17 protein-coding genes are annotated in these 22,559 nt (G+C 59.9%); 6 read left to right on the top strand and 11 right to left on the bottom strand.

The window, feature by feature from the left end; genetic code table 11:
* Nucleotides 1-55: 55 nt before the first annotated feature.
* A complete protein-coding gene (locus ABKF58_RS12610) occupies nucleotides 56-790 on the top strand; it encodes a peptidylprolyl isomerase (protein ID WP_482581027.1) in 735 nt (244 codons plus the stop codon).
* A gap of 100 nt (nucleotides 791-890) precedes the next feature.
* Here the strand turns inward: ABKF58_RS12610 and ABKF58_RS12605 are convergent, their stop codons facing one another.
* From ABKF58_RS12605 to ABKF58_RS12595, 3 genes are all read right to left on the bottom strand, one after another.
* Nucleotides 891-1,169, bottom strand: coding sequence for a hypothetical protein (locus ABKF58_RS12605; protein WP_482581026.1), 279 nt, complete (start codon nucleotides 1,167-1,169; stop codon nucleotides 891-893).
* 348 nt (nucleotides 1,170-1,517) lie between these two features.
* Complete coding sequence (locus ABKF58_RS12600) at nucleotides 1,518-2,189, bottom strand: EcsC family protein (RefSeq protein ID WP_482581025.1); 672 nt, start codon at nucleotides 2,187-2,189, stop codon at nucleotides 1,518-1,520.
* 194 nt (nucleotides 2,190-2,383) lie between these two features.
* Nucleotides 2,384-5,200 carry a valine--tRNA ligase gene (locus tag ABKF58_RS12595; RefSeq protein WP_482581024.1) on the bottom strand — a complete coding sequence of 939 codons (2,817 nt, stop codon included), beginning with the start codon at nucleotides 5,198-5,200 and terminating at the stop codon, nucleotides 2,384-2,386.
* Between the two features lie 194 nt (nucleotides 5,201-5,394).
* On the opposite strand from ABKF58_RS12595, the gene ABKF58_RS12590 reads away from it, so the two are divergent.
* Entirely contained in the window at nucleotides 5,395-6,621 is a 1,227-nt protein-coding gene (locus ABKF58_RS12590) for a diguanylate cyclase (RefSeq protein WP_482581022.1), read from the top strand.
* Between the two features lie 203 nt (nucleotides 6,622-6,824).
* Here ABKF58_RS12590 and ABKF58_RS12585 read toward each other — a convergent pair whose 3' ends face one another.
* The gene (locus ABKF58_RS12585; protein WP_482581021.1) at nucleotides 6,825-7,655 is read right to left on the bottom strand and encodes an SDR family oxidoreductase; all 831 of its coding nucleotides are present in this window, start codon (nucleotides 7,653-7,655) and stop codon (nucleotides 6,825-6,827) included.
* A 472-nt stretch (nucleotides 7,656-8,127) separates the two neighbouring features.
* Here ABKF58_RS12585 and ABKF58_RS12580 point away from each other — a divergent pair, with 472 nt between their 5' ends.
* Nucleotides 8,128-8,613 carry an adenosine-specific kinase gene (locus tag ABKF58_RS12580; protein ID WP_482581020.1) on the top strand — a complete coding sequence of 162 codons (486 nt, stop codon included), beginning with the start codon at nucleotides 8,128-8,130 and terminating at the stop codon, nucleotides 8,611-8,613.
* Nucleotides 8,614-9,002: 389 nt separating this feature from the next.
* Here the strand turns inward: ABKF58_RS12580 and ABKF58_RS12575 are convergent, their stop codons facing one another.
* From ABKF58_RS12575 to ABKF58_RS12550, 6 genes are all read right to left on the bottom strand, one after another.
* Nucleotides 9,003-9,566 (bottom strand): YIP1 family protein, encoded by a 564-nt coding sequence (locus tag ABKF58_RS12575; protein ID WP_482581019.1) that lies wholly within the window; start codon nucleotides 9,564-9,566, stop codon nucleotides 9,003-9,005.
* A gap of 125 nt (nucleotides 9,567-9,691) precedes the next feature.
* Nucleotides 9,692-10,426 carry a peptidylprolyl isomerase gene (locus ABKF58_RS12570; RefSeq protein WP_294866299.1) on the bottom strand — a complete coding sequence of 245 codons (735 nt, stop codon included), beginning with the start codon at nucleotides 10,424-10,426 and terminating at the stop codon, nucleotides 9,692-9,694.
* 13 nt (nucleotides 10,427-10,439) lie between these two features.
* Nucleotides 10,440-11,150 (bottom strand): respiratory nitrate reductase subunit gamma, encoded by a 711-nt coding sequence (gene narI, locus ABKF58_RS12565; RefSeq protein ID WP_008953537.1) that lies wholly within the window; start codon nucleotides 11,148-11,150, stop codon nucleotides 10,440-10,442.
* A gap of 22 nt (nucleotides 11,151-11,172) precedes the next feature.
* Nucleotides 11,173-11,841: a nitrate reductase molybdenum cofactor assembly chaperone gene (gene narJ / locus ABKF58_RS12560; protein WP_294866297.1), complete on the bottom strand. Its 669-nt coding sequence runs from the start codon at nucleotides 11,839-11,841 to the stop codon at nucleotides 11,173-11,175.
* Nucleotides 11,831-13,390, bottom strand: coding sequence for a nitrate reductase subunit beta (gene narH, locus ABKF58_RS12555; RefSeq protein ID WP_008953535.1), 1,560 nt, complete (start codon nucleotides 13,388-13,390; stop codon nucleotides 11,831-11,833). Before narH ends, narJ begins: the two co-directional genes overlap by 11 nt.
* A complete protein-coding gene (locus tag ABKF58_RS12550) occupies nucleotides 13,387-17,139 on the bottom strand; it encodes a nitrate reductase subunit alpha (RefSeq protein ID WP_482581017.1) in 3,753 nt (1,250 codons plus the stop codon). The genes narH and ABKF58_RS12550 overlap by 4 nt, the downstream gene beginning before the upstream one ends.
* Before the next feature lie 1,048 nt (nucleotides 17,140-18,187).
* Here ABKF58_RS12550 and ABKF58_RS12545 point away from each other — a divergent pair.
* The 3 genes from ABKF58_RS12545 (at nucleotide 18,188) to ABKF58_RS12535 (ending at nucleotide 21,341) form a co-directional block, all read left to right on the top strand.
* Complete coding sequence (locus tag ABKF58_RS12545; protein WP_482581016.1) at nucleotides 18,188-19,261, top strand: tellurite resistance/C4-dicarboxylate transporter family protein; 1,074 nt, start codon at nucleotides 18,188-18,190, stop codon at nucleotides 19,259-19,261.
* A 312-nt stretch (nucleotides 19,262-19,573) separates the two neighbouring features.
* The gene (locus ABKF58_RS12540; protein ID WP_482581015.1) at nucleotides 19,574-20,896 is read left to right on the top strand and encodes an NAD(P)/FAD-dependent oxidoreductase; all 1,323 of its coding nucleotides are present in this window, start codon (nucleotides 19,574-19,576) and stop codon (nucleotides 20,894-20,896) included.
* 97 nt (nucleotides 20,897-20,993) lie between these two features.
* A complete protein-coding gene (locus tag ABKF58_RS12535; RefSeq protein ID WP_482581013.1) occupies nucleotides 20,994-21,341 on the top strand; it encodes a RidA family protein in 348 nt (115 codons plus the stop codon).
* A gap of 108 nt (nucleotides 21,342-21,449) precedes the next feature.
* Here ABKF58_RS12535 and ABKF58_RS12530 read toward each other — a convergent pair whose 3' ends face one another.
* On the bottom strand, nucleotides 21,450-22,373 hold the full coding sequence (locus ABKF58_RS12530) for a LysR substrate-binding domain-containing protein (RefSeq protein WP_482581012.1): 924 nt from the start codon (nucleotides 22,371-22,373) through the stop codon (nucleotides 21,450-21,452).
* Nucleotides 22,374-22,559: the final 186 nt, after the last annotated feature.

Genomic DNA, 22,559 nt, shown 5'->3' with positions numbered 1-22,559 from the left:
TTATTCAGCGCGACGCATCACGCGGCGCATCCATCGACACGATCAGGACCTCCTCATGGCCATTACCGTAAACGGCGTTGAAATCACCGAAGCCATGGTGCAAGCCGAACTGGCAAACCACGCCGACGCCCCCAGCCCGCGCGATGCCGCTATTCAACAGCTGATCCTGCACGAGCTGCTGCTGCAAAAAGCCAAGGCCAGCGGTCTCGACACCAGCAACGAAGGCCAGGCCATTGGCGCCCTGCTCGACAAGGAACTGGCGTTTACGCCGGCCGACGAAGCCACCTGCCTGGCGTTCTACAACGACCACCCGGAACAATTCCGCCAGGGCGAAAGCGCCACGGCCAGCCACATCCTGTTCCCGCTGGGCCAGGGTGACGACGTTGCCAACATGCTCGCCAAGGCCAAGGCCGAAGGCGTGCTGGCCGAAGTACAGGCCAACCCGTCGCGCTTCGCCGACCTCGCCCGCGAACACTCCACCTGCCCGTCCGGCCAGCAAGGCGGCAACCTGGGCCAGTTCGGCCGCGGCCAGATGGTGCCGGAATTCGAACAGGCCGTGTTCAGCACCGAAGCCGGCCAGATCACCCCGAGCCTGGTCGAAACCCAGTTCGGCTACCACATCATCCAGGTCAATGACCGCCAGAGCGGCGGCCAGCTTGCCTTCGAGGACATCAAGGAACGCCTGGGCCAGTACCTGAACGAAATGGCCGGCCGCCAGATGATGCACGAGTACCTGAGCAAGCTGGTGGAAGAAGCCAAGATCGAAGGCTACTCGATGTCGGCGCAGTAATACCGACCGACAGGCAGCAATGAAAAACCGGGCTCTTGCCCGGTTTTTTTATCTGAGCCGCCAACGACGCCAGTGCCCGCTCCGCGTCAGAGCGCCGCCCTCAGATCAGCCAGTCCAGCAGCGCCAGTCCGACCCAATTGGCCGCGATCAGCCCCACCGCCAGCAGCATCGGCCCCTCCCCCGCACGGTGACGCACCGCCGCCACCGCAAGCCAGGCGTACACGATCGACGCCAGCAAACACACTCCGGCCTCGCCCCAGGCACCGGCGGCGAAGAAACCGGGCCAATGTCCCACTACCTCCACCGCCACCACGGCCACCACGTTGACCAAGGCCCACCACGCCAGCTGGCGGTACAACCGTCCCGAAGACAAACTCATCACCTACCCCGTCCGACAAACCCGGCGTGATTATAAACACGCAAAGCCAACCGTCGGCATCTCAACAAGGGAATCACATTTGCCTCCACGAAAAGCCTTGCGCAAACGATCGACGTGCCGCACCAAGGCATCCGAACGACGACCCGGCAAGGCTACCGCGAAGAAATAATAGGAACCATCCGGAACATAGCGGCAGTGGCAGGGGTCGTCTGATTCCCCCGCACGGTTGCCTGGCTGGCCGATTGCAGGATGGGTGGAGCGCAGCGCAACCCATCACGACACGGGCATCATTTCAGTGAGGGGTTACGGCGCCAGCGCCTTCACCCATCTTACCAGCCAATTCATCAATTAATGGGCACGCACCTGCCAACGATCAAAATAATCTGATTTGTATTCAGAAATCATTTTTTCTGCCGCATTCTTGGCAAAAATATAATTCAAGCCGCCGCCAAGGACACCTCCTAAGACGGGAACAAATTTAGCAGCTTGATTCTTGGTTAGCTTAATGCCAAGCAATTTGGCAACCTCCATAATCAGACGAATAGCGACATTCGCGGAAGGCCCTCTCTTGGCAAGATTTTCAGCTGCAGCCTTCGTCATTTGGGTACGAATGGCGGCCTGAGCTGCCGCATCGAAACCCAGCGCCTTGAGATATATTAGTTGGGCCTTCTCCTTGTGGATCGCATTTTCAATATCGAACCCATTCAAGATGGCAATCTTCTGATTGAGCCTATATAGCTGAGCCGCCATGTTGGCGATATCAACTCCACCCAAGGCTATCGTCGTCGCAACACCACCAAACCCACTGGTTGCTCCACTTGCCGCACAATAACTTGCCGCCAGGCTGGCGTATTTAGTTGCAAGCTTTTCTATAAAAATATAATTGTGAGGCTGTTCAACAAGGTCCTTGGCCGAGAAAACCTCCAGGCCACAGTCCCGCGCATCATTCAAAACATCTTGCGGATTGACATCCAGAACTATTTCCTTAATTTTCGAAAAAACAGATATCTCATCGCTCACTTCATTTTCCTTTTTCGAAAACAGCTATCAAGATATGGATCTTCACATATTCACGACTATTGGCAGCGCGTTGTTACTGCGACACTTTACGATAAGCACAACGCAAACATCATATATCAGACACGCCCCTCCTAGCACTTCAGACGCAAAAAAGCCGCCATCGCTGGCGGCTTTCGATTTGTCTATTGCTTGGATCAGGCAAGCTTAGCCAACTGCCCCTTCAGCTTCTCCAGCTTGTCGCCGAACTCGGCCAACTGCGCCTTGTCGCGTTCCACCAGATGCGCCGGCGCCTTGTCGACGTAGCCCGGCTTCTCCAGCTTCGCCGTGAGCTTGGCCAGTTCGGCCTCGACCTTGCCGATTTCCTTGGTCAGGCGCGCGGTTTCGGCGGCCTTGTCGACTTCCACCTTCAGCATCAGGCGGGCGTCGCCGCTGATCGCCACCGGGGAATCGTCTTCCGGCAGCTTGGCCAGCAGCGTGCCGTCGGTCAGGCGGCACAGCAGCTTCAGGTAGGGCACGAAGTCGGCCAGGGTCTGGTCGGCGGTTTCGATGAACAGCGGCGCCTTCACGGCCGGGCCGATGTTCATTTCGCCGCGCAGGTTGCGCACCGCGTTGACCATGTCCTTGAACGCCTCCATGCGGGCGTTGGCGTCGGCGTTGATCTTCTCCGGCACCGCCACCGGCCAGGCGGCCATCATGATCGAGTCGGTCTTGTTGGCGTTGGCCAGCGGAGCCACGGTCTGCCACAGCTCTTCGGTGATGAACGGCATGATCGGGTGAGTCAGGCGCAGCGCCACTTCCAGCACGCGCACGATGGTGCGGCGGGTGGCACGCTGCTGCGCTTCGTTACCGTTCTGCAGCTGCACCTTGGCGAGCTCGACGTACCAGTCGCAGTACTCGTTCCAGATGAACTCGTAGATGGTCTGGGCGGCGAGGTCGAAGCGGTAGGTTTCCAGCGCGTTGGTGACATCGGCCTCGGCCTGCTGCAGGCGGCCGATGATCCACTGGTCGACGAAGCTGTATTCCAGCGGCAGGCTTTCGTCCTGGCCGCAGTCCTTGCCCTCGACGTTCATCATCACGAAGCGGGTGGCGTTCCACAGCTTGTTGCAGAAGTTGCGGTAGCCTTCGGCGCGCTTGAAGTCGAAGTTGACCGAGCGGCCGAGCGTGGCGTAGCTCGCCATGGTGAAGCGCAGCGCATCGCTGCCGAAGGGCGGAATGCCTTCCGGGAACAGCTTTTCGGTAGCCTTGGCGATGGCCGGGGCCTTCTCCGGGCGGCGCAGGCCGGTGGTGCGCTTCTCGATCAAGGGCTGCAGCGCGATGCCGTCGATCAGGTCCACCGGGTCGATCACGTTGCCCTCGGACTTGGACATCTTCTTGCCTTCGTGGTCGCGCACCATGCCGTGGATGTACACGTCCTTGAACGGCACCTTGCCGCAGAAGTGGGTGGTCATCATGATCATCCGGGCGACCCAGAAGAAGATGATCTCGTAGCCGGTCACCAGCACTTGCGACGGCACGAAGGCGCGCAGTTCCGGCGTGTCCTCCGGCCAGCCCAGCGTGGAGAACGGCACCAGCGCGGACGAGAACCAGGTGTCGAGCACGTCGTCATCGCGGCGCAGCGTCTTGCCCGGCGCCTTGGCCTGGGCTTCTTCCAGGCTTCGGCCAACGTAGACCTGGCCGTCTTCGTCGTACCAGGCCGGAATCTGGTGGCCCCACCACAGCTGGCGGCTGATGCACCAGTCCTGGATATTGTTCATCCACTGGTTGTAGGTGTTGACCCAGTTTTCCGGGATGAAGCGCACCTGGCCGGATTCGACGGCGTCGATGGCCTTCTCGGTGATGCTCTTGCCGGTGGCGTCGCCCTCGCCCACCTTGGTCATGGCGACGAACCACTGGTCGGTCAGCATCGGCTCGATCACCGAGCCGGTACGGTCGCCGCGCGGCACCATCAGCTTGTGCGGCTTCACTTCCACCAACAGGCCCTGCGCCTCGAGGTCGGCGACCATCTTCTTGCGCGCCTCGGAGGTGTGCAGACCCGCGTAGGCGGCCGGCAGCTCGATGGTGCCCTGGGCCGAGCCGTCGAAGCCGAACACCTGCGCCTTGTCGAGGATGGTGGCCTGCAGGCTCATCACGTTGATGAGCTGGGTGTTGTGGCGCTTGCCGACCTGGTAGTCGTTGAAATCGTGCGCCGGGGTGATCTTGACGAAGCCGGTGCCGAAGGCGGCGTCGACGTAATCGTCGGCGATCACCGGGATCTGGCGGCCGGTCAACGGCAGCTCGAGCATCTTGCCCAACAGGTGCTGGTAGCGCTCGTCGGTCGGGTTGATGGCCACGGCCACGTCGCCCAGCAGCGTTTCCGGACGGGTGGTGGCGACCACGACGGCCTCATCGCTGCCCACCACCGGGTAGCGGATGTGCCACATCGAACCGTCTTCTTCTTCCGACAGCACTTCGAGGTCGGACACGGCGGTGCCGAGTTTCGGGTCCCAGTTCACCAGGCGCTTGCCGCGGTAGATCAGGCCCTGTTCGAAGAGGCGCACGAACACTTCGGTGACCACGCCGGCGCGGGTCTCGTCCATGGTGAAGTATTCGCGGCTCCAGTCCACCGAGCAGCCGACGCGGCGCATCTGCTGGGTGATGGTGCCGCCGGAGACGTTCTTCCACTCCCACACCTTGTCGATGAACGCCTCGCGGCCCAGATCATGCCGGCTCACGCCCTGCTCGGCCAGCTGGCGCTCCACCACGATCTGCGTGGCGATGCCGGCGTGGTCGGTGCCCGGAATCCAGGCGGTGTTGTCGCCCTTCATGCGGTAGTAGCGGGTCAGCCCGTCCATGATGGTCTGGTTGAAGGCATGGCCCATGTGCAGGGTGCCGGTAACGTTGGGCGGCGGCAGCTGGATGCAAAACGACGGCTTGTCGGAATCCATGTGCGGCTGAAAATAGCCGGCGTTTTCCCAGATGGTGTACCAGCGGCGTTCGATGTCGCCCGGTTCAAAGCTCTTGGCGAGTTCCATGGTCTGAATTCGTGTCCGTGAGGAAAGCAGAAAAATGGGATCGATTATAAACCGAATCGGTCCAACCTTCCGAGTCCGCCGTGTTATTTGGACAGCATGATGCAAAAGGCGTAGCCTATTCGGCCTGAAAGCCAAAACAACAACATATTCAATAAATTGCTTTTAAAAAAAAGCAATTACCGCCTGATTTGCTTATGAAAACCCCAAAACGCGTGCTGGTCATCGAGGACAGCACCATGCTGATCCGTCCGGTCTGCCGCATGGTGGAGGAGCTGGGCTTCGAGGCGGTGCCGGTGATGAGCCTGGCCGAGCTCGAGCAACAGCTCGCCAGCGAGGTGCACTTCAGCGCCGCCGTGGCGGACTACTGCCTGCCGGACGCTCCCAGCGGCGAGGCGCTGCCGCCGCTGTTCCGGGCCGGTATCCCCACCATCGTCCTGACCGCCCACAACGACCAGCAGACGCGTGACGACATCCTGAGCATGCCGGTGGTGGACTACATCCCCAAGGACAGCCCCTCGGCGCTCGACTACCTGATGCGCATGCTCAAGCGCATCGACCGCAACCCCCAGATCAAGGTGCTGGTGGTGGATGACTCGCACACCACCCGCTCGCTGTTGCGCGACTACCTGCGGCGGCACCTGTACCAGGTGCTGGAGGCGGTCGATGCCGAAGCGGCGCTGCAGACCCTGCGCGAGCACAGCGACGTCAGCCTGGTGCTGGCCGATTACGGCATGCCGGGCATGGACGGCGCACAGATGACCAGCGCCATCCGCCGGCTCTACACCCACACCCGGCTCGCCATCGTCGGCATCTCGGTGCAGCAGGACAAGACCATGACGCCGCGTTTTCTCAAGGCCGGCGCCGACGATTATCTGCAAAAGCCGTTCACCTTCGAAGAGTTCACCTGCCGCATCACGCGCAATATCGAATTCGTCGAAAACCTGATGACACTGGAGCACCCGGCGCATGCCGACCCGCTCACCGGGCTGTCCAACCGCCGCCACCTGTTCGAACAAGTGCAGAAGATCCGCGGCGCCTACGGCATCGCCATCATCGACATCGACCATTTCAAGCAGATCAACGACGGCTTCGGCCACGACGTCGGCGACGTCGTCATCCAGCACCTGGCCGACCGGCTGCGCGAGCACTTCCCGCGCGCCATCGTGGCCCGCTTCGGCGGAGAAGAGTTCGTGGTGCTGATGAAACGTGACGCCGCCCACCCGCTGGCGCAACGGCTGGAAGAACTGCGACAAGAAGTGGAAAGAGAGGAAGTGGACAGCCACAAGGGCACGGTGCGCTACACCATCAGCATCGGCATGGCCGCGGCCACCGCACCGGATATCCGCGAGCTGCTGCGCCTGGCCGACGAGCGCCTCTACAAGGCCAAGCAAAACGGCCGTAACCGCGTCTGCGCGAGTTGAACCATCCTCGGAACAAATCCGTCGCAGTCGGCGAGCGAGCCAAAGCGGGTTGAATGCCGCCGAAGCACGGGAACCGGAATGACCAAGTCGCCCTTATTTAGGGTGAGAGGAGCCCGGCGCCCCGTCATCGATGGGCGTCACTCGCGCCGAGAGCCTCCAGGCTCAGCATGGCCCCAGCGCAGGGAGCCCGGACGAGATCGGCCTCAGGCGGCGCGCTGCAGCACCCAGTCCAACGCGCGCGTGGGCAGCACCCGCTTCAGGTACCAGAACAATTTGGTCGGAAACGTCACCCGGTAGCGTGCCGCCGGATGTTTGCTCGCCAACGACTTGAGCACCGCGTCCAGCACCGCCTCCGGCGGCAGCGTGAAGGGCGCGGCGTGCCCCTCCTTCTTCAATCGCACCAGTTGACGTTCATACGAGGCGCGGTGCACGCTGTGCTCGATATCGACGTTCTTCAGGAAACGCGCCAGCGCATTGGGCCGGAAACGGCTTTCGATCGGCCCCGGTTCGACCAGCGACACAAACACGCCGCTGCCCTCCAGCTCCAACCGCAGCGTGTCGCACAGCCCTTCCATGGCGAACTTGCTGGCGTTATAGGCTCCGCGATATTTCATCGCGGCAAAGCCCAGCACCGAACTGTTGAACAGGATGCGCCCGTGCCCCTGGCGCCGCATCGCCGGCAGCACGGTGTTGGTCAGCTCCCAGGCGCCGAACAGGTTGGTCTCGAACTGTTCGCGCAGCGCGGCGCGCGTGATGTCCTCTGCCGCGCCAGGTTGGCCGAAACCCGCGTTGTTGAACAGCGCGTCGAGCGTACCGCCCGTGCGTGCCAACACCTCGTCGACCGCGGCGCGGATCGAGGCCGAATCCGCCACGTCCAGCAACAGGCACTCCAGCCCCTCTTCGGCCAACCTTTGCACGTCCTGCGCCTGGCGGCAGCTGGCAAACACGCGCCAGCCACGCGCCTTGAGCCCCTTTGCCACGGTATAGCCAATGCCACTGGAGCAGCCGGTGATCAGAATAGTTGGGAGAGCCATGCAAGCGAAATCCTGTGAAACAGGCCAGAACGGCCACGCTGCGAACGGGCAGCAGATAGGTTGTTGATAGCGAGAACGGCATCATGCCTTTGCCGGACAGCAGGCCCGATCAGGCCGCATCCCCGTCGACGCTACCGCACGGCGTCGAGGCCATCCGGGGCTGCGTCCTGCGACACCCTGTTGGCAAGCCTACGGCCTGCGGAGTGTACTACAGCCTGCCGCCGGCACGCGCGGAGGTGCGTCATACCGGCCCGGGGAATGCCGCCCCAAGCCCTGGCCATGATCCCGAACCGCACGAACCAACCAAACCGACCATTCACTTTAGAGAGGCTCTGCATAGAATAAAAAATGCCCGGCCAAGAAGTCGATGGAAATACCCCTGCCCCCACCCACTTTGGCCCGAGCCGCGACCGCAAGCCCCCGTCCGCCACCGGATTCCCCATCGGGCACAGCGGGAAAGGAGAAACTCAAGATGCAGCTCATCGTGCAGAAAATCGACAAACCGGAAGCGGTCAACTTCATTCTGGGTCAAACACACTTCATCAAGTCCGTCGAGGACATCCACGAAACCCTGGTCGCAACCGTCCCTGGCATCCAGTTTGGCGTCGCCTTCTGCGAAGCCTCCGGCAAATGTCTGGTGCGATGGTCCGGCACCGACCCCGCCATGATCGAACTGGCCCAAAAGAACGCCCAAGCCATCGGTGCCGGCCATAGTTTCATTATTTTCCTGGGGGACGGCTACTTTCCGTTAAACGTGCTGAACGCAGTGAAAATGGTGCCCGAGGTCTGTCGCATTTTTTGCGCCACGGCCAATCCCACGGAAGTCATTCTTGCCGAAACGGAACAGGGCCGAAGCGTGCTCGGCGTCGTGGATGGCTCCTGCGCCAATGGCATCGAAGGCAACGACGACATTCAGTGGCGGAAGAATTTTCTGCGGCAGATTGGCTACAAGCTATGAGTCGATGCCCTTATGGCAGCCGCTGGTATTGGTCATGAACAGTGCTCCTTGGTGGAGATTATCCACCTTAAGTTAGTGTCCACGGGGAGCGGGACAGACCAGACTTCCTTTTGCAGGTAGAGCGCAGGGAGCTCATGAAGCTTCTGCGGAGCCTCGGGGTAGGATTGGTTGTTGTCAGCTTCGATAAAAGCATCATGTAGCGCCACGTTACCGTGCGTCGGGTCAAAGCGTTGGCGGTAGCTGCGCGACACGGTTTGCATATCGAAGATTTGGTATTCAACCGGGACGTGCTGCAGCAGGGAAATGAGTGGGATCTCGGCCGCAAATCCCAAATCAGGACCCCTGATGCGGCAGGTGAGTAGCCCATGACTGGCTCGAGCTTCGCTCTTTCAGAGGAGCGGCATGACCAGCAAGGCAACGATCAGTGCCCATACCAGCGCCCCCACCGAAAACACCGTGTAGGCCAACGCTTCCGTCCGAACCGAGTCATCATGCTCAAACAGGGCATCAAGACCGTGATAAATCAGGCCGCCCGAGGCCATCAATCCGAGGATGGCGGCCAAAGCGTTGAATATCGGAACGGGAGCGAACAACGACAGGGCCGACAGCCAGATCGGTACCGGTGCGATGGCGGCCAGACGGTAGCAATCGGCATAGGAGGGGCGGGATTCGGTATGCACCGCATAACGGATAAACCAGGCCATCACATGCACACAACCCCAACTGGTCAGCAGGAAAAGCAGCGCGATACCAGACCAATATTCGAACGTGACATGGGTGGAATAGACCTCGCCATGGAACCGGGCGGCGTACAGAATCATGCCGGTTGCCAGCAACGAGGGAATCAGCACGATTTTCAGGAACGAGCCCAAGGGCGAAGGATGGGTCCGTGATATATCGTTCCACCCCTCCTTGGAGGATACGACCATACGAAAAAGCGAGAGGGGTCTCATGGCAACACTCCTCGATAACAACAGGCAGTGAAATCAGTGGGGGCTTCTTCGACTATATAACGGCATGATCGGTTTGCAAGCACGCTAGTCGTGGTGGTCATGCCCGTGTTATGGACCGACTTTTTTCAATAGCGTCGGTCTGACATCAAATCTATGCCATTCACCTCGGCGTTGGATGCCAGCCTTTCCAGGTACTGTTGCAGCGAACGGCCCAGGCTTTGCTCGGCAAGGTCGGAGGCCACACGATCACGCGCCATCTCCAGGGGCAGAAGTTTCCCCGGCTCACGCCGCTCCACCTTGACAATATGGAAGCCGTAACGGGTGCGCACGACACGCGGCAAGACGCCTACCGAGCCATCGGCAAACAGTACCGCCTCGAATTCCGGCACGGTATCCCCCCGTTGCAGTTGCCCGAGACTGCCACCGACCTGCGCCGACGGGCAGTTGGACATTTCGCGCGCCAATTCGGCAAAACGCGAGGCATCGGCCTGGGCCTGATGCAGTATCGCCTCCGCGCGCGCCAGCAGCGGCTGGATCGGTGTCCGTTCCGTCACTTGCAACAGGATGTGCGAGGCAAACACCAGTTCGCCCACCGTGTAACGCCCGGGATTCGCCAGATAATGGCGCTCGACCTCTTCGTCGCCAGCCTGCGGCACCTTGACTTCACGCTCCAGCAAGTGTTCGAGCGCCGCCACAGTAGCAGTCTGGTCCGCATCCGCCGCCAGCAAACCCAGCGCCACGGCGCGCTGGCGGAGCAGTTCCTGCACGGAGGCAAACCGTAGATCGGCCGGCGTCCCCGCTACGATCTCGACGTCGTTGATGCGTGCAGTCAGTGATTGAGGGGTGGATTCGATGGGCATGAGTCAGGGCTCTTTAGGAAATTCGACGGTTGCTCGCCAGCTTTCTGTGGGTGCGCATCAGCTGATAGGGCCGCGAAAGATAGAAGATTGCCGCAAATCCACTCCAGATGTGGACCAAACGGGTAAACGGAAAAATCAGGAACACGGTGAGCCCGAGGAAGATATGGGCCTTGTACACCCAAGGCACCGAAAGGATCAGCGCAGCATTGTCTGCCCGGAAAATCACGATGCCTTGCACATAGGCAATCAACGCACCGAAGTCGTAACCGGGGACATGACTCGAGGAGTAAACCACGGTCAGCAGGCCAAGCGCGAGCTGGAGCCAGATGATCACCAGCACCACCATGTCCGCGGTACGGCTATTGCTCAGGATGCGTGGATCGCTGACCCGACGGTAAATCAGGATGCTGAGCCCGATGATGGAGAACACACCGGCCACCCCGCCCCCCACCATCGCCAACAACTCATGCGCCCTCTCGCTCATCAGTGCCAGCACGATGGGTTCCGGCATCAGGAAACCGATCAGGTGGCCGAAGAAGACCACAAGGACACCGAGGTGGAATAGCATCGAGCCCAGGCGCAGCTGACTCTTGCGCAGAATCTGCGACGAATCGCTTTTCCACGAATACTGCTCGCGGTCGAAGCGGATCAGGCTGCCGATGAAAAAGACCGACAGCGCAATGTAGGGGTAGAGGCCAAATAGAAAATCGTGCAGCGATTTCATGGTGCTTCTCCTCTCAATCCTGCTAGCGTGGCGGGCGCGGCATGAAACGGACCGTGGCGGTCGCGGGTTTGTGCACGCAGCTGGCATCGTCACCAAAGGCCGGGGGCGACTCCCAGTCGGCATCCAGATTCTCTTCTTCCTGAACCGTCAGGCAGGACCAGTCCAGGCCCGGCTGACGGATGCCCAGCAACAGAACGTCCGGCACGGCGGCGTACAGGCTGCCCTTTTCGATCAGGGCCTGCCCTAGTTTGCGCAGGACATCGGCGCAATCAGCCAGCGTCGCATTGGCCTCGCTGAGGGGGCGCCGACTCAGGAATTCGAGCACGGCGGGCAGATAATCCGGCAGTTCGCCTTCGACCAGTGACAAGCCCGCTCGGGCATACGCCAGATGCAGGTCGACCATCGCCGGCCCGCGATCGCGCGACTCCCCATGCACGTGCTCGAACAGGTACAAGGACGTACGGCGGCCCCGGTCGAATAGCGCGACGTAGTCTTCTTCCAGTGATAGCGGCTCTCCTGCTTGCAGCGCCTCGATCAGCCGCCGCAGCCGTTCTCCCGACTCGGCCGGCAGACGCCGGACAAGGGGCGTCAGCAGCTCGCCGATTTCCGGCAGCGCCGCCAGCAGAGCCGGTCCGGGATAGGTTAGCAACGCGCCCAGCGCGTGCAGCTCACGTGGGGTGTCAGTAATCAACGCTGTTCTCCGGATTGTGGCCCGCGATGGTTTTGAGCGGGATGACTTTCTTGCCACCCATCTTGCCGCCGAACAGACTCAGTTCACTGCTGCCGTCCGAGCAGCCGTTGCCAAAGGTAAAGCCGCACTCGCCGCGCAACTGATAGGCATTTTCGGCGTATTCGCGGTGTGAGGTCGGAATGACGTAGCGGTCTTCGTAGTTGGCGATGGACAGGTAGCGATGCATATCCTCCGCCTGGGCGACTGACAGCCCAGCCTGGGCCAGAATGTCCGGACTGTCGCGGCGTTCGAGCTGACGCACCCGGTAGAAGGCGCGCATCGCCAGCATCTTTTCCAGCGCCGCCGCCACCGGCGCTTCCTTGCCGGCGGTGAGCAAATTGGCAAGGTAGCGCAGCGGAATGCGCAGGCTGGAGACGTCGGGGATATGGCCCTTGGCGCCGATCTCGCCGGCGTTGGCACGCGCCTGGATCGGGGAGAGCGGCGGCACGTACCAGACCATCGGCAAGGTGCGGTACTCGGGATGCAGCGGGAAGGCGATCTTCCACTCCACCGCCATCTTGTAAGCCGGCGACTCGCGAGCAGCATCGAGCCACGCCAGCGGCATGCCCTGCTTCAGGGCTTCTTCCCGCACCGAGGCGGAATGGGGGTCGAGGAAGACGGCCAGTTGCGCTTCGTACAGGTCCTGTGGGTCTTCTACCGAGGCGGCGCTTTCGATCCGATCGGCGTCGTAGAGCAACACCCCGAGATAGCGGATGCGACCGACACAGGTTTCCGAACAGACCGTCGGCTGACCCGACTCGATGCGCGGATAACAGAAGATGCACTTCTCGGCCTTGCCGCTCGACCAGTTGTAATAGATTTTCTTGTACGGGCAGCCCGAAACGCACATACGCCAGCCACGGCATTTGTCCTGATCGATCAGGACGATGCCGTCCTCCTCGCGTTTGTAGATCGAGCCGGACGGACAGCTCGCGACGCAGGCCGGGTTCAGACAGTGCTCGCACAGGCGAGGCAGATACATCATGAAGGTGTTTTCGAACTCGCCGTAGATCTCCTTCTGCACCGCCTCGAAGTTGTAATCCTGGCTGCGCTTGGCGAACTCGCCGCCGAGGATTTCCTCCCAGTTCGGTCCCCATTCGATCTTTTCCATCCGTTGTCCGGTCACGATGGAAATCGGCCGGGCCACCGGCGGGGTCGGCATCTCCGGCGCGGTTTGCAGGAATTCGTAGTCGAACGTGAAGGGCTCGTAGTAGTCGTCGATCTCCGGCAGATTGGGATTGCCGAACAGGTTGAGCAGCAACTGCAAGCGCCCGCCCTGCTTCAGCTTGAGCTTGCCGTTGGGCTTGCGCTCCCACCCCCCGCGCCAGTGTTCCTGATTTTCCCAGTCTTTCGGATAGCCGATGCCGGGTTTGGTTTCGACGTTGTTGAACCAGGCGTACTCCATGCCCAAGCGGCTGGTCCAGACGTTCTTGCAGGTGACCGAACAGGTGTGGCAGCCGATGCATTTGTCCAGGTTCAGCACCATCGCGATCTGGGCGCGGATCTTCATGAGCGTTCTCCTCGTGCCGCAAGCGGGGTATCCATCCAGTCCACCTTGTCCATCTTGCGCACGATGACGAATTCGTCCCGGTTCGAGCCGACCGTGCCGTAGTAGTTGAAGCCGTAGGCCAAGTGCGCGTAGCCGCCAATCATGTGCGTCGGCTTGACCACGGTGCGGGTCACCGAATTATGGATGCCGCCACGGTGACCGGTGATCTCTGAGCCCGGGACATTCACGATCTTTTCCTGTGCGTGATACATCATGCACATGCCCTCCTTCACTCGCTGACTGACCACGGCTCGTGCGGCAATGGCCCCATTCAGGTTGTAAAGCTCGATCCAATCGTTGTCGACGATGCCACCTTTCTGCGCGTCGACCTCCGATAGCCAGACGATCGGCCCGCCGCGCGAGAGCGTAAGCATGATCAGGTTGTCGGTATAGGTGCTGTGGATGCCCCACTTCTGGTGCGGGGTGATGAAATTGAGCACGACCTCGGGATGGCCATTCGGCTTTTTCCCGACCAGCGGCGCGACGGTTCGGGTATCGATCGGGGGCCGGTAACTGGCAAAGCCTTCGCCGAAATCCCGCATCCAGGGATGATCCTGATAAAACTGCTGGCGCCCGGTCAGGGTTCGCCACGGGATCAATTCGTGCACATTGATATAGCCTGCGGTGTAGCTGACATGTTCGCTTTCAATGCCTGACCAGGTCGGCGAGGAAATGATCTTGCGCGGCTGCGCCTGGATGTCGCGATACCGGATCTTCTCGTCTTCACGTACATCGGCAAGATGCACATGCTCGCGCCCGGTGAATTGCTCCAGCGCCTGCCATGCCTTGACGGCAACTTCGCCGTTGGTCTCCGGCGCTAGCGACATGATCACCTCGGCGGCATCGATGTCAGTTTCGATGCGTGGCATACCCTTGGTCGGTCCTTCCTCTGACACGATACGATTGAGCCGTCCCAGCCCTTCGACCTCAGTCACGGTATCCCAGCCAATACCCTTGCCACCGTTGCCGAGCGTCTGCATCAGCGGCCCAAGGGCGGTAAAGCGTTTGTAGGTGTTCGGGTAATCGCGCTCGACCACCACGATGCTAGGCGCAGTCTTGCCGGGCAGCAGATCACACTCGCCCTTTTTCCAGTCACTCACGCCATAGGGTTGGGCAATCTCCGCCGGCGTATCGTGCTGCAGTGGTTGCAGCACGATGTCCTGCTCGACACCAAGATGGCCGGGCACCAATTCGGAAAATTTCTTGGCAATGGCCTTGTAGATTTCCCAGTCACTTCTTGTTTGCCAGGCAGGATCAACCGCCGCCGAGAGCGGATGAATGAAGGGATGCATGTCCGAGGTATTGAGATCATTCTTCTCGTACCAAGTGGCGGTCGGCAACACCACGTCGGCGTACAGACAGGTCGTGGACATGCGGAAGTCAAGCACCGTGATCAGATCGAGCTTTCCTTCCGGCGCTTTCTCGTGCCAGACCACCTCCTCCGGCTTGGCTCCGCCGGACTCGCATAGGTCGACACCCTGCATGCCATGTTGCGCCCCGACAAAGTGACGGAGAAAGTATTCGTGCCCCTTGCCGGAAGAGCCGAACAGGTTCGAACGCCAGACGAACAGGTTGCGCGGGAAGTTCTCTGGACTGTCCGGGTCTTCGCACGCCAAACGCACCGCACCGGACTTGAGTTCACGGACCAGGTAGTCCTTGGCATCCAGCCCGGCGGCTCGCGCAGCGTCGGCAATGGACAGAGGATTGCGATCGATCTGCGGCGATGAAGGCAACCAGCCCATGCGCTCGGCACGGACGTTGAAATCGATCAAGCTGCCGCCATAGCGGGCCGGATCGGCCAATGGGGAGAGCAGCTCGCTGGCATGGAGCTGCTCGTAACGCCACTGATCGGAATGCGCGTAGAAGAACGAGGTGCCGTTCATGTGCCGCGGGGGGCGAACCCAGTCGAGGGCGAAGGCCAGCGCCGTCCACCCGGTCTGAGGCCGGAGCTTCTCCTGACCAACGTAGTGCGCCCAACCACCGCCGGACACACCGACACAGCCGCACAGCATCAGCATGTTGATGGCGGCCCGGTAGTTCATGTCCTGGTGGTACCAGTGGTTCATCGCGGCGCCGATGATGATCATGGCCCGGCCTTGAGTACGCTCGGCGGTTTCGGCAAACTGGCGCGCGACGGCTACCACCTGTTCTGCCGGGACGCCGGTAATGGACTCCTGCCATGTTGGCGTATACGGCACATCGTCGTCGTAATCGCGGGCGACGGCCCCGCCCAACCCCCGGTCCAGCCCGTACTGGGCGCAGAGCAGATCGAACACGGTCGCGACATGGATGGTCTCTCCGTTCTGCTCCAGCCGCTTCACCGGGACATGACGCAGCAACACGTTGCCCCCCTGCTCGTTGTGCCGGAACTGCGGGTGTTCGACCGCGCCAAAATAGGGAAAGGCGACTGTTGCCACCTCGTCGCGACGGTCGATCAGCGTCAGCGCCAGATCGAGATCACGGCCATCGGCCCCGTCTTTTTGTTCGAGATTCCACTTGCCGAGATCGCCGCCCAGTTGCTGGCCCCAGCGGAAACCGATCGCCCCCTGTGGTACGGCATAGTTGCCACTGGTCCGGTCGATGCCGACGGTTTTCCATTCCGGGTTGTTGCCCTGCCCGAGCTTGTCGGGAAAATCGCCGGCCCTCAAATAGCGGTCGGGCACGAACTGGTCGCCGTGCTGCTTTAGCGTCACTAGTAGCGGCAGATCGGTCAGCCGGCGGCAGTAATCGTCGAAATAAGGGACTTGCCGTTCGAGATGGAACTCGCGGAGGATGACGTGGCCCATCGCCATGCCGAGCGCCGCATCGGTACCCTGCTTGGGGTGCAGCCAGAGATCGGAAAGTTTGGCGACCTCGGAGTAATCCGGCGTGATCGCCACGACCTTGGTGCCGTTGTAACGGGCCTCGACAAAGAAATGCGCATCGGGGGTGCGCGTCTGCGGGACGTTGGAACCCCAGGCGATGATGTACGCCGAGTTGTACCAGTCGGCCGATTCCGGTACATCGGTCTGCTCGCCCCAGGTCTGCGGGCTGGCCGGCGGCAGGTCGCAATACCAGTCGTAGAACGAGAGCAGCGTGCCGCCGATCAGGCTCAGGTAACGGGAACCCGCGGCATAACTGACCATGGACATGGCGGGAATCGGCGAGAAACCGACCACGCGGTCCGGGCCGTGGTGCTTGATGGTGTACACGTTGGCAGCGGCGACGAGCTCGGTTGCCTCATCCCAGCTCACTCGGACGAAACCGCCGCGCCCCCGAATGGACTTGTAGTCCTTCACCCGTTGTGGATCCTCAATGATCGAGGCCCATGCCGCCACAGGGTCAAGCGTCTTGCGCGCCTCACGCCACAACCGTACCAGACGCCCCCGGATCATCGGATACTTGAGCCGGTTGGCGCTGTACAGATACCAGCTGTATGAAGCCCCGCGCGAACAGCCGCGTGGCTCATGGTTGGGCATGCCGGGGCGGGTCCGCGGATAATCAGTCTGCTGCGTCTCCCAGGTAACGATGCCGCCCTTGACGTAGATCTTCCAGCTACAGGAGCCGGTACAATTCACGCCGTGCGTGGAACGTACGATCTTGTCGTGCTGCCAGCGCTGCCGGTAGGCCACCTCCCAGTCGCGGTCCTCTTCCCGCACCTCGCCATGACCGTCGGCATAGGGCTCGCGTGGCCGGGTGAAAAAGCTCAGACGATCCAGAAAGTGGCTCATGAGGTTCCTCCTCTTTGGCGTCGGCCGCCGTTCAACAGGGCAGGCTGGCGTGCTTTCTCGCGTAAAACACCCAGCAAATCAATGTGCAGCTCAGGTAGAACAGTATGAATACATATAGTGCACCTTCCGTGCGGCTGGTAAGCTTTATCGAAGCACCGAATCCGTTTGGAATGAAAAAACCGCTGTAGGCACCGATGACGCCGGCAAAGCCGGTTATCTCCGCCGCTTCGGTCACGTTATGGGGTCGGCCACGCTACGACTCCTCGCTGTCGCCCTTGACCTTGCACTGGCTCAGTGCAGTGAACACCATGGGGGTCATGCGGGACACCGAGCGATTGCCAATTCCCGATAACAGGTACCGCAGTTGTACTACCTGCCCCCCAGTAATTACCCCCCAGCTACCGTTCCGTTGGACAGTTTTCAAGGCAGGGACCTCAACACACTGAATGTCACCAGCGCCAAATACGACCAGCGACACCCGTGCACCACCGAGATAGTCGAAATCGCTATCCATTTCCAGCCGCGGGTCATGGCGGGCAGAACGCGATAGAAAATGCGTAGCGTCGCACCAGACAGCGATGGCACGGCGGTTAGCATGAAAAGCTGGGCCTTACTGTAGGAGAAACCGGAGAACCACGATGCTCCAGATGACCTGAGGAGAAAGCCAGGATCGGGCAGAGGATCAATACCCTAGACTGCGGCAAGTGATACCCGAACCTTGCGGGCCCCAGAATCGCTCGTCTTCATGCTCTCGGTACGTAATCGGCACTCCACTCACGGCAGGCCCTTCATTGGCGCAGCCAGTTACAACACTAGAATATGCTGCCGTGGTTTCCTAGGAAGACGACCAAAGGAATTATGCTGGTGATATGCCGATTTCAAATATTTTTGGATGAATAGGTCAAAAGTATTGATCTGCCTAGAGTTCAACGTTTGGCATGGCTCTACTTGCGTAATCCGGCGGAGGCAGAGAACTTCCCTGTGATTTCAAGTCCGTGTAGGGTAAGCGGACATCGCCTCGTTCCTTTACCTTGAAGGCCTCTTTTCGATGAACTTGTCCCCCACAACGGTTCAAATGTCCGTCGACTCCGACTTGGCCAACATGTCCCCAGCCTACTTCGGCATGGTCATGGCTACCGGCATCGTCTCGTTGGCTGCCTACCAGCAGGGTATCCTGGGCCTGGCACAGGTACTGTTCTATGCAAATATCGTCTTTTATGCAGTGCTATGGATGCTGACGGTACTGCGCGCAGTGCGTTATCCGCAACAGTTCCTCGACGACATGATCGATCACCTGCGCGGGCCAGGTTTTTTCACGATGGTGGCTGCCACCAGTCTCATCGGCAGCCAAGCCGTTGTACTCAATGGCAATTTCGCAGTCGGCATGACGATGTTCGCCGTCGCCGTCGGGCTGTGGGTCCTGTTGACGTACACAGTCTTCACCGGCTTCATCGTCAAGGAGACCAAGCCCACGCTCGACAAGGGCATCAACGGCGCTTGGCTGTTGGCGGTGGTGGCGTCGCAATCGCTGGCGGTGCTCGGCACGCTGGTGGCGGCCCATATCCAGCAGCCCAACCGGCTAGAAGTCAATTTCCTCGCACTATCGATGTGGCTGTTGGGCGGCATGCTCTATATCTGGACGATGTCGCTGATCTTCTACCGCTACACAATGTTCCGGTTCTCGCCAGCCGACCTGTCACCGCCCTACTGGATCAACATGGGCGCCATGGCCATCTCCACGCTGGCGGGCTCGATGCTGATCCTCAATGCCCCGGATGCGTGGTACTTGCGCTCGCTGGAGCCGTTCATCAAGGGCTTCACCGTCTTCTACTGGGCCACCGGTACATGGTGGATCCCGATGCTGCTGGTACTGGCCGCGTGGCGCCACATCTATCGACGCTTCCCGCTGCGCTACGACCCGCTGTATTGGGGCGCGGTGTTCCCGCTGGGCATGTACTCGGCCGGCACCCACCAAATGCTGCAGGCGATGGACTTTGGCTTCCTGTGGTTCCTACCACAGGCGTTCTTCTGGGTCGCGCTGGTCGCCTGGTCGGCCACTTTCCTCGGGCTGGTGCGCCAACTCATGCAACTCGTGGCGGCACGCTACGCGCGCCGGAGTTGAGCCGGTACGCCCCCGGGAACCCGCAGCGCGTGGGGCCTATCCGCTGCTGCCAAACCGCTTCCTGCCAGCTTCTTAGCCCAGCCACCCAGGTTACTTTCCATAATCGCAGGCTTTGCATAACCGGCCTTAACAGTCACGCTGGACATAGTCGAGTATTGGCTGCGTTACACAAAAATTCGGACTCACTCACGGTAGTGAGCAATTGGACTGCTGCTCAATACATTCCATCATGGAATCCATCAATGCCAAAGCTTCGTTTGAAAACATGCCATAGCAAGTTGAAACTTAGGCAAGTTTCAAAGGAGCAAGGCCATGCACAAAGTAAGCAGACTTCCGCGCATCGATGGTGACCTGGGGTGGTTCGAGACCGCGCCGGATCGCCAGATTCGTCTCGGCAAGCGCCTCAAGGGCGTCCATCAGTTCGACGTGGCCATCATCGGCGCTGGTTTTACTGGTGTTTCGCTGGCATATCGTTACGCCGAGATCAATCCTGGCGCGCGCATTGCCTTGATCGATGCGCTGCAGGTCGGGCAAGGAACGTCTGGCCGCAACTCGGGCTTCATCATCGATCTTCCCCACAACCTGGATGCGGGCAAGCCGGACGTTGAGCATGATCGTCGACTGTATCAGCTCAATACTTTCGCCATCGAACGCTTGCGGCAATTCAAGAATTCTCTCGACATCAACTGCAGTTGGCTCGACGTGGGCAAATATATGGCGGCCCATGAGGAACGCAATCTATCTGGCCTCGACAGTTTTATCCAAACCCTGAAGGCTTCGAATTTCGAATACGAGGTCGTTGAAGGCAAAGCCCTGGAAAAACGTCTCGGCACCAACTATTACCGCGCCGCGGTTTACACACCGGGCAACGTCTTGGTTAATCCCTCTGCGCTGATACGCGGATTGGCTGCCGGGCTGCCCAAGTCGGTCTCGCTGTTTGAAGAGAGCCCGGTCATGGCGTGCGAATACGGCTCTCCCCATGTGCTGAAATTCGTTGGCGGCACGATCAAAGCCAAGGTTGTCGTGCAAGCAGCTAACTCGTTCAACGAGGAGTTCGGCAAGCTTTCCAACCGGATTGCTCCTGTCTTCACCTATGCGAGCCTGACCGAGCCGCTGACAGATAAACAATATTCAGAGCATTTCAAGGCTGTTCAGCCTTGGGGAGTAACCTCGGCACATCCGGCGGGAGCCACCGTGCGGTTTACTGCCGACCGCCGCATTTTCGTTAGGAACATGCTCGATTTCGAACCCGGCCTGCAAAGCACCCAAGAGGGGCTGCACAAAGCCTGGATGCAACATCGCCGGTCATTCGAAGCACGCTTCCCATTCTTGAAATCGATGGCTTTCGATTTCACCTGGGGCGGCATGCTGTGCATGACGCTCAATCACGAGCCGGTGTTCAAGGATACCGGCGACGGCGTGTATCTGCTCGGCGGCTGCAATGGCGTGGGCGTGGCGAAGGGGACCTACCTCGGCTACTACATGGCGGACCATATGAACGGCATCAAGAGCGATAACCTCGGTTTCCTCCTTGCCAATAGCAAGCCAAGCTGGGTGCCGCCGGATCCTTTCCGGAAGGCCGGAGCCCGTCTGCGCCTCAAGTACGAATCGGAAAACGCCGGCGGCGACATATAACCTGATGGGGCTGGCGCGGGGCATCCGGCCGAGTGTTGTCTAGGCAGGCAATCGACGTTTCATGGACTTTGATGGAAACTTAACCAGGACTTGCATAATGATTACCCGAACAAAGCAAAACCAGCGGATGTCGCAACTCGTCAAATACGATGGGTTCATCGAAACGGCGGGGCAGGTGGCGGAAACCCCTGCGCTCGATATCAAAAGCCAGACCCTGGAAGTGTTGGGCAACATCGAAGCCCTGCTGGCTTCCGTCGGGGCGAGCAAGCAGAACCTCACGCGCATCCAGATCTGGTTGGCCGACATGGGCGATTTCGATGCCATGAATGCGGTCTACGAAGACTGGCTCGCGGATGTGGAAAAGCCGGTCAGAGCCTGTGTGGAGAGTCGTCTGGCCGCACCGGAGTACTTGATCGAAGTACAAGCCTTCGCCTATCTCAAATAGCGCCTGGCATCCCTTCAGTAATGAAATCCATAGCCCTGGGGTTTTCAATCTCAGGGCTTTTGCACAATTTATCCAGGAATACCAGGGGAAGCGGGACCGATATGCGGGCTATCCATGTGTATTGGCATGCTCTGCCTGCAGGTCGGCCAGCAGCCAGTCCCGGAATACCATGGCGGAAGGGCTCAGGGAGCGGCTTTTCCCGTAGACCAGATAGTCACTCTTGCCAGGCGCGTAATAAAACTCACTGACGCGCTTGATGTCCTTGTTCGCCAATAGGGCATGCGTCATGAACTCCCATCCCAAACCGATGCCCATGCCTTGAACGGTCGCATCCAGGGCGAGGGTGACCTGATTGAACAACTGGGCATTCTTGGGGATGGTGTAGGCAATGCCGAAATGGGCGAACCAGTCGATCCAGGTGGGCCAGCGCCATGCGCTGGGGTCGAGATGAATCAGACGTTGTTGGAGCAGTTCTTCCGGCGTCAGCAGTTTGTCGATGGGATAGTCGTAGCGACTGACGGGATAGATCCGTTCTTCGAAGAGCATGTGGCTGTGCAAGGGCACTCGCCAGTTGTTGTCACCGTTGAGAATGCCGAGGTCGAAGCGCAAGCAGGACATTTCCGTGATCTCATTCGTCGCATAAATGTTGACGGTGATATCCGGGTGCTGCGTGTTGAACCGCGCGATGCGCGGGAACAGCCAGTAGTGTGACACCGCCTGGGTGCAACTGATGGTCACGCTTTGCCCTTCCGCCCAGCTGCGGATGCGGCTGATGCTCTCCGTCAATTGCTGGAGCATGGCATTCACGTCGCTATGGAGTTCCTTCCCGGCATCGGTCAACAGCAATTGCCGCGCCTCCCGCCTGAACAGTTCGAACCCCAGACTTTCTTCCAGAATCCTGATCTGCTTGCTGACCGCACTCTGGGTAATGAACAACTCATCCGCCGCCTTGGTGAAACTGCGATGCCGTGCCGCCGCCTCGAAAAACACTAGCGTATTCAAAGGTGGCAGATGCCGAAAAGTTGTTTTCATGGAAACGTTCCCGTATGCGGACTATTGCAACAGTTTACCTCGGTTAGGCACGGTTTTCGCATTCCATAATGGAATGCATATATGCCAAGAAATCCTTTGTTGCAAAAAGCCGATTGGCTCATATTTCACCATGAAAACCGCAGCTTATCGAACACGGTGAACGGTTTGAAGAAGAATGATGAGCTA

Source organism: Pseudogulbenkiania sp. AW2-16 (assembly GCF_056824575.1).
The sequence above is the reverse complement of the archived record's forward strand: the minus strand, read 5'-3'. Positions and strand labels throughout refer to the sequence as shown.

Bases quoted from the DNA above. Each gene is read 5' to 3' on its own strand.
- ABKF58_RS12545 (WP_482581016.1), top strand. From the start codon at position 18,188: ATGAACTTGTCCCCCACAACGGTTCAAATGTCCGTCGACTCCGACTTG.
- ABKF58_RS12595 (WP_482581024.1), bottom strand. From the start codon at position 5,200: ATGGAACTCGCCAAGAGCTTTGAACCGGGCGACATCGAACGCCGCTGG.
- ABKF58_RS12540 (WP_482581015.1), top strand. From the start codon at position 19,574: ATGCACAAAGTAAGCAGACTTCCGCGCATCGATGGTGACCTGGGGTGG.
- ABKF58_RS12535 (WP_482581013.1), top strand. From the start codon at position 20,994: ATGATTACCCGAACAAAGCAAAACCAGCGGATGTCGCAACTCGTCAAA.
- ABKF58_RS12575 (WP_482581019.1), bottom strand. From the start codon at position 9,566: ATGAGACCCCTCTCGCTTTTTCGTATGGTCGTATCCTCCAAGGAGGGG.
- ABKF58_RS12610 (WP_482581027.1), top strand. From the start codon at position 56: ATGGCCATTACCGTAAACGGCGTTGAAATCACCGAAGCCATGGTGCAA.
- ABKF58_RS12605 (WP_482581026.1), bottom strand. From the start codon at position 1,169: ATGAGTTTGTCTTCGGGACGGTTGTACCGCCAGCTGGCGTGGTGGGCC.
- narI (WP_008953537.1), bottom strand. From the start codon at position 11,150: ATGAAATCGCTGCACGATTTTCTATTTGGCCTCTACCCCTACATTGCG.
- ABKF58_RS12570 (WP_294866299.1), bottom strand. From the start codon at position 10,426: ATGCCCATCGAATCCACCCCTCAATCACTGACTGCACGCATCAACGAC.
- ABKF58_RS12530 (WP_482581012.1), bottom strand. From the start codon at position 22,373: ATGAAAACAACTTTTCGGCATCTGCCACCTTTGAATACGCTAGTGTTT.
- ABKF58_RS12590 (WP_482581022.1), top strand. From the start codon at position 5,395: ATGAAAACCCCAAAACGCGTGCTGGTCATCGAGGACAGCACCATGCTG.
- ABKF58_RS12550 (WP_482581017.1), bottom strand. From the start codon at position 17,139: ATGAGCCACTTTCTGGATCGTCTGAGCTTTTTCACCCGGCCACGCGAG.
- ABKF58_RS12580 (WP_482581020.1), top strand. From the start codon at position 8,128: ATGCAGCTCATCGTGCAGAAAATCGACAAACCGGAAGCGGTCAACTTC.
- narH (WP_008953535.1), bottom strand. From the start codon at position 13,390: ATGAAGATCCGCGCCCAGATCGCGATGGTGCTGAACCTGGACAAATGC.
- ABKF58_RS12585 (WP_482581021.1), bottom strand. From the start codon at position 7,655: ATGGCTCTCCCAACTATTCTGATCACCGGCTGCTCCAGTGGCATTGGC.